Raw genomic sequence first — 6,148 nt, 5'->3', positions numbered from 1 at the left:
GGATCGACTCCGGTCGCGCGTTCCAGATCCAAGACGACGTGCTCGACCTCACCGTCCCCTCGGAGGAGCTCGGCAAGCAGCGCGGCTCCGACCTCGTCGAGGGGAAGGAGACGCTCATCACGCTCCACGCCCGGCAGCAGGGAGTCGACGTCGACGGGCTCGTCGACGCCGACACGCCCGCGGAGGTGACCGAGGCGGCCATCGACGACGCGGTCGCCGCGTTAGAGGAGGTCGGGTCCATCGAGTACGCCCGGGAGACCGCCGAGGACCTCACCGCGCGCTCGAAGGAGCACCTCGAGATCCTCCCCGAGAGCGGCTCCCGAGGGCTGCTCGAAGACCTCGCCGACTACCTCATCGTCCGCGGCTACTGAGCCGGCCGCCCGTCTCGCGGATCACCGCGCCGCGCGTCCCCGCCGGACGCTCGGGCACCGGCGGTCCGGGCCGCGACGGACACCGCTTTACCTGCCGCCCCCGTCGGGGCGACCGTGTCACGGTACCGTAACGCCGCGCTGTTCTGCCTCCTCGCGCTGTTCTGGGGCGGCTCCTTCGTCGCCATCGAGGTCGGCCTCGACTACTACCCGCCGGTGTTGTACGCCGCCTACCGGTTCGACGTGGCCGCGCTGGCGCTGATCTCGTACGTCCTCCTCACGCAGGACGGTCCGTTCCCGCGGACGCGCGGCGACCTCGCCGCGATCGGGTTCAGCGGCGGGCTCTCCGTCGCCGCGAACAACGCGCTGCTGTTCGTCGGCCAGCAGTACACGACGAGCGGCATCGCCTCGATCACCTACAGCCTCGTCCCCATCGCGACCGCGGCGGTCGCGGCCGCGTGGATCGGCGGGGCGGACCTCGACGCGCGCGGCGCGGTCGGGGTGGTCCTCGCGTTCCTCGGCGTGGGGCTCGTCGCGCAGCCGGACCCCGCGAACCTCGGCGGCGGCGTCGCGGTCGGCGTCGGGCTGATCGCGATCGGCGTGATGGCCGTCGCGGTCGGCAGCGTCGGCCTCCGGACCGTCGACACCTCCTTCTCCAGCGTCGCGCTCACCGGCTGGGCGATGGGGTTCGGCGCCATCGCCATCCACGCGCTCAGCCTCGGGCTGGGTGAGACCCAGCAGCTGCCGGTCGCCGCGCCGCGCGCGCTCGTCCCGCTGCTGTTCCTCGGCCTCGTCTCCTCGGCGGTGGCGTACACAATCTACTTCACGCTGCTCGACCGGCTCGGCCCCTTCGAGATCAACCTCGTCTCCTACGTCGTCCCGGTCGTCGCCACCGTCGCGGGCGCGCTGCTGCTCGCCGAGCCGGTGACGCCGTTCACGGTCGCCGGGTTCGCGGTCATCGTCGCCGGGTTCGGCCTGCTGAAGCGCCGGGAGATCGCGGACGCGGCCGCCGGAATTCGGTTCCCCGGGTGAGCCGCCGCGCTTCGGGCGCGGACGCCGCGGGCTCAGTCGTCGAGCGCGCGGACGTCCTCGAGGATCTCGACGGCGTGGTCCTCAGGCGAGACGCCCTCGTAGGCCAAGACGACGCTCCCCTCCTCGTCGAGGACGTACGTGTTGCGGAACACCCCGTCGAAGGTGTTCCCGAACATCGACTTCTCGCCGTAGGAGTCGTACGCGCTCGCGACCGCGCCGTCGGGGTCCGAGAGGAGCGCGAACGGGAGGTCGTACTCCGCGGCGAACGGCTCGAGGTCCGCGACCGGGTCGTCGCTGATCCCGACCACGGCGACGTCGGCGTCCTCGAACGCGTCCCACTCGTCGCGGAAGCCGCACGCCTCGGCGGTACAGCCCGGCGTGTCGGCGCGCGGGTAGAAGTACACCACCGTGTGGCCGGCCGCGGCCGGGTCGACGGTGACCGTCTCGCCGCGGTGGTCGGCGAGCGTGATCTCGGGGGCGGCGTCGCCGGGTTCGAGCATACGGATCGGCTCTCCTCAATCGGGTTAGAGGATTCGGTCCATTTTTACCGGGCTCTCGCATCCTACCCGTATCGATGGCGTGGCAACCGACGCCGTACACGGTCCCGCTGCTCATCGCGGCCGCCGCCTCCTTCGGGTTCACCGTGTACGCCGTCGGAAACCGGTCGCGCGGCGGCCGCGCGCTCCTGTGGAGTTTCGTCGGCGTCGCCGGCACCGCGGGCGTCTGGGCGCTCGGGTACGCGGCCCAGCTGTCGGCCCCCGCGCTCGGCCCCACGCTGCTTTTCAATCGGTTCGTCTGGCTCGGCTCCGCCGGCCTCGCGGTCGCGTGGCCGGCCTTCGTCTTCGCGTACGTCGACCGGACGGCGTGGCTCGGTCGCCGGCGGCTCCCGCTCCTCCTGGCGGTCCCCGCCGCGGTCGCGGTCGCCGTCTTGACGGTCGGCGTCGACCCCCTGTTCTACGTCGACCCGGTCCTCGTCGACGCCGGCGGCTACCGCGTCTTGGCGTACACCCCGACGCCCGCGCTGCTCGGCTTCGTCGGCTACACCTACGCGGTCAACCTGTTCACCTTCGCCGTCCTCGGCCACGCCGCGCTCTCCCGCGACGGCGTGTTCCGCCGGCAGGCGACCGTCCTCTTCGCGGCCGGCGTCGCGCCGACGGCCCTCGGGGCGGCCGGCATCTTCGGGGTCGTCGGCCCGGAACGCGGGGTCGTCGACTTCACGCCGATCGCCTTCGGCGCGACCTCGGCGCTCCTCGCGTGGCTCGTGTTCCGGTACCGACTGCTCGACGTCCCTCCCATCGCGCGCGACGCGGTGTTCGCGAACCTCTCCGACGCCGTGGTCGTCTGCGACGCGGACGGGCGGGTCGTCGACCGGAACGACCCGGCCGAGGCGCTGTTCCCCGACGCCGACCTCGGCGTCGCCGTCGGCGAGGCGTTCGACGACGTCCCGGCGGTCGCCGACGCGGTGACGGACGAGGACGCGGCCGAGGAGTTCCGCGTGACGCTCGACGGGGGCGGCGCGCCCCGGTTCCTGACGGTCGACGTCCACGACATCACGGGGCCGGGGACGACCCGCGGCGGGACCGTCCTGCTGTTCCGGGACGTGACCGAGCGCGAGACGCTCCAGCGGCGATACCGCGCGCTCATCGAGAAGTCGCCGAACGTGATCGCGGTCTGCGGCGAGGACGGCCTGGTCCGGTACGTGAGCCCGTCGATAGAGCGGCTGATCGGCCACCGACCGACCGAGATCGAGGGCCGCCCGGTCATCGACCTGGTCCACCCCGAGGACCGCCGCGAGGCGCAGCACGCGTTCGAGCGCGCTTTCGACAGCGCCGAGCCCCAGTCGCTCACCCACCGCATCGCCCGCGACGACGGCAGCTACCGGCGGTTCGAGACGGTGATCGAGCGCCTGTTCGAGGACGCCCGCGAGGTCGTCATCACCGCCACCGACGTCACGGAGGCCCGGCGGTACGAACAGCGGCTCCAGGTGTTGAACCGCGTGTTGCGCCACGACCTGAAGAACGACACCAACGTCATCGGCGGGTACGCGGACCTGCTCCGCGACCACGTCGACGAGGAGGGGGACCCGTACCTCGACGTCATCGACCGGAAGGTGCGGACGCTGACGCACCTCAGCGACCAGGCCCGCGAGATCGACGTCGCGCTCCACAGCGACGCGGCCCGGACGGAGATCGACCTGGCCGAGCTCGTCGCCCGCCTCTGCGAGTCGCTGGAGTCGTCGTACCCCCACGCGACCGTGTCGGTGGCCGTCCCCGAGTCGGCGGTCGTCACCGCGGACGAGCTGCTGGAGTCCGCGGTCCGGAACGTGTTGGAGAACGCCATCGTCCACAACGACGGCGACGACCCGCACGTCGAGGCGACGGTCGTCCCCGACGGCGACCGCCTCCGAGTCGACGTCGCCGACGACGGGCCGGGCATCCCCCCGGTCGAGCGGACGGTGTTCTCGGAGGCGCGCGAGACGGCGCTCGAACACGCGAGCGGCCTCGGCCTCTGGCTCGTCCACTGGATAGTCACGGAGTCCGGCGGCGACATCGAGATCGCGACCCGCGAGCCGACCGGCACGGTGGTACGGATGTGGCTCCCGCGGGCGGACGGCGAGCGCGAGTGAGCGGTCGTCGGGCGGTCGGTCCGCTCAGACGCGGACGCGCACGACGTGGCCGCCGCAGCCGCACTGCTCGACGTACTCCCAGTCGAGTCCCTCGCCGAGCGCCGCCTCGAGGGCGTCGACGAGGTACTCCTCGGGGTGGCCGTGGTCGCCGTGGGTGACGAGGTTGACGTGGTTGCCCGCGGCCGTGTGCTCGACCGCGTCGATCGCCCGTCGGACGAGCAGGTCGCGGTCCGCGGCGTGTTCGGGCCCTTCGAGGTTCGCGGACCAGGAGTTCTCGTGGACGCGGTCGGTGACCGGATCTGCGTTGCGATCGTGATCGTTGTCGGACGGTGTGCTCGACATGGTCGGGGAGACACCCCCGGCCACCGTCCGTCTTCGGGCGAACGTGTTCGTATCGACCGTCACCGTCCGGGGCAGGCGTCCGACCAGCTTCGCGGAGGGGCACCCCCGAGGGCGGTGAGTCGGGCCACGGGCCCCGTCCGCAACCTCTTTGCGCGCCCTCGCCGAACCCGAAGCCATGAGTCACGGACCTCTGGACGAGGACGCGGTCGAGAGCTACCGCGAGGCCGGCGCGGTGCTGGTCGAGGCGATGAACGAGGCCCGCGAGATGGTCGAGCCGGGCCGGACCCACCTCGAAGTCGCCGAGTGGACGGAGGACTTCGTCCGGGAGCAGGGGGCCGGCCTCGCGTTCCCGGTCAACATCAGCGTGGACCCCGAGGCGTCGCACGCGACGCCGGACCGCGACGACGCGACCGAGTTCGGCGAGGAGATGGTGTGTCTCGACGTCGGCGTCCACGTCGACGGCTACATCGCCGACGCCGCGGTGACGGTCGACCACAGCGGGACCCCGGAGCTCGTCGAGGCCGCCGAGATGGCGCTGGAGGCCGCGCTCGACGAGGCCGGTCCGGGCGTCGAGGTCGGCGTCGTCGGCCAGGCGATCGAGGACGTGATCCGCGGGTACGGCTACACGCCCGTCCTCAACCTCTCCGGCCACGGCGTCCAGCGCTACGACGCCCACACCGGGCCCACGGTGCCGAACCGCGGCGTCGACCGCTCGGTCGAACTGGAGCCGGGGCAGGCGGTCGCGATCGAGCCGTTCGCCACCGACGGCCGCGGGAAGGTCGGCGAGGGGACCGACGAGCAGATCTTCGAACAGCAGGGCTCCGCGAGCGTGCGCGACCGGCGGGCGCGGCAGGCGTTGGAGGAGATCGAGGCGTTCGACGACCTGCCGTTCGCGGCGCGCTGGCTGGAGACGGACCGCACGGAGATGGCGCTCCGCCGGCTGAAGCAGGCGAACGCGATCAAGGGGTACCCCGTCCTGAAGGAGGACGACGGCGCGCTCGTGAGCCAGGCGGAGCACACCCTCCTCGTCACCGAGGACGGCGTCGAGGTGACGACCGCGGGCATCCACGGCTTCGACGACTGATGGACCAGATCTTCGCGCCGTGGCGGATCGAGTGGGTCGAACGCGACGCGGACCCGATCGACGGCTGCCCGTTCTGCGTCCTGCCCGAGCGCGACGACGCCCGTGAGGCCCGGATCGTCGCCCGCAGCGAGCGCAACTACGTCCTGCTGAACAACGCGCCGTACAACCCCGGCCACGCGATGGTGATCCCGCGCGAGCACGTCGAAGATCCCACCGATCTCGACGACGCGACCCTCCTCGACCACGCGAAGCTGAAGGCCGCGACGCTCGCCGCGCAGCGCCGCGATATGGACCCCGACGGCGTCAACACCGGCCAGAACCTCGGTGACGACGCCGCGGGCGGGTCGATCGACCACCTCCACACCCACGTCGTCCCGCGCTGGAGCGGTGACACGAACTTCATGCCCGTCACCGGCGAGACGAAGGTGATCGTGGAGGCGATAGCGCGCACCTACGACCACCTCCACGAGGGCTTCGCGGCCGACGAGCACGTCGTCGACCCGGGCGACGCCGAGGCGGGCGACCCGGTCGAACTCGACTTCGACGTCTGAAGCGGCCGCGTCAGTCGCGCATTCCAAACGAGGCGGTGGCGCGTGCCGCCGAGTGGCCGCCGAAGGCGGCCGCGAGGAGCACGCGCGAGGGAGTCGCGAACGGTGCGAGGTGCGAGCGAAGCGAGCGCCTCGGTCGCGAGCGGTG

At 72.3% G+C, this 6,148-nt stretch carries 7 protein-coding genes; 5 read left to right on the top strand and 2 right to left on the bottom strand.

Translation table 11 applies throughout. The features are described from left to right. Positions 1–371, top strand: a 371-nt coding sequence (locus Q0116_RS05220) for a polyprenyl synthetase family protein (protein ID WP_297886146.1), incomplete at its 5' end; no start/stop codon positions are given. A 114-nt stretch (positions 372–485) separates the two neighbouring features. Beyond that, positions 486–1,400 carry a DMT family transporter gene (locus Q0116_RS05215; protein WP_297886145.1) on the top strand — a complete coding sequence of 305 codons (915 nt, stop codon included), beginning with the start codon at positions 486–488 and terminating at the stop codon, positions 1,398–1,400. 32 nt (positions 1,401–1,432) lie between these two features. Here the strand turns inward: Q0116_RS05215 and Q0116_RS05210 are convergent, their stop codons facing one another. Further along, a complete protein-coding gene (locus Q0116_RS05210; protein ID WP_297886144.1) occupies positions 1,433–1,900 on the bottom strand; it encodes a peroxiredoxin in 468 nt (155 codons plus the stop codon). Between the two features lie 74 nt (positions 1,901–1,974). On the opposite strand from Q0116_RS05210, the gene Q0116_RS05205 reads away from it, so the two are divergent. Beyond that, entirely contained in the window at positions 1,975–4,026 is a 2,052-nt protein-coding gene (locus tag Q0116_RS05205) for a histidine kinase N-terminal 7TM domain-containing protein (RefSeq protein WP_297886143.1), read from the top strand. 24 nt (positions 4,027–4,050) lie between these two features. Here Q0116_RS05205 and Q0116_RS05200 read toward each other — a convergent pair whose 3' ends face one another. Further along, a complete protein-coding gene (locus Q0116_RS05200; RefSeq protein ID WP_297886142.1) occupies positions 4,051–4,368 on the bottom strand; it encodes a CGCGG family rSAM-modified RiPP protein in 318 nt (105 codons plus the stop codon). Positions 4,369–4,543: 175 nt separating this feature from the next. On the opposite strand from Q0116_RS05200, the gene map reads away from it, so the two are divergent. Both map and Q0116_RS05190 read left to right on the top strand, forming a co-directional pair. Beyond that, positions 4,544–5,452: a type II methionyl aminopeptidase gene (gene map, locus Q0116_RS05195; RefSeq protein ID WP_297886140.1), complete on the top strand. Its 909-nt coding sequence runs from the start codon at positions 4,544–4,546 to the stop codon at positions 5,450–5,452. Further along, the gene (locus Q0116_RS05190) at positions 5,452–6,003 is read left to right on the top strand and encodes an HIT domain-containing protein (RefSeq protein ID WP_297886138.1); all 552 of its coding nucleotides are present in this window, start codon (positions 5,452–5,454) and stop codon (positions 6,001–6,003) included. Before map ends, Q0116_RS05190 begins: the two co-directional genes overlap by 1 nt. The last annotated feature ends 145 nt before the right edge of the window (positions 6,004–6,148 follow it).

Source organism: uncultured Halorubrum sp. (assembly GCF_937146585.1).
Taxonomy (GTDB): Archaea; Halobacteriota; Halobacteria; order Halobacteriales; family Haloferacaceae; genus Halorubrum; species Halorubrum miltondacostae.
The sequence above is the reverse complement of the archived record's forward strand: the minus strand, read 5'-3'. Positions and strand labels throughout refer to the sequence as shown.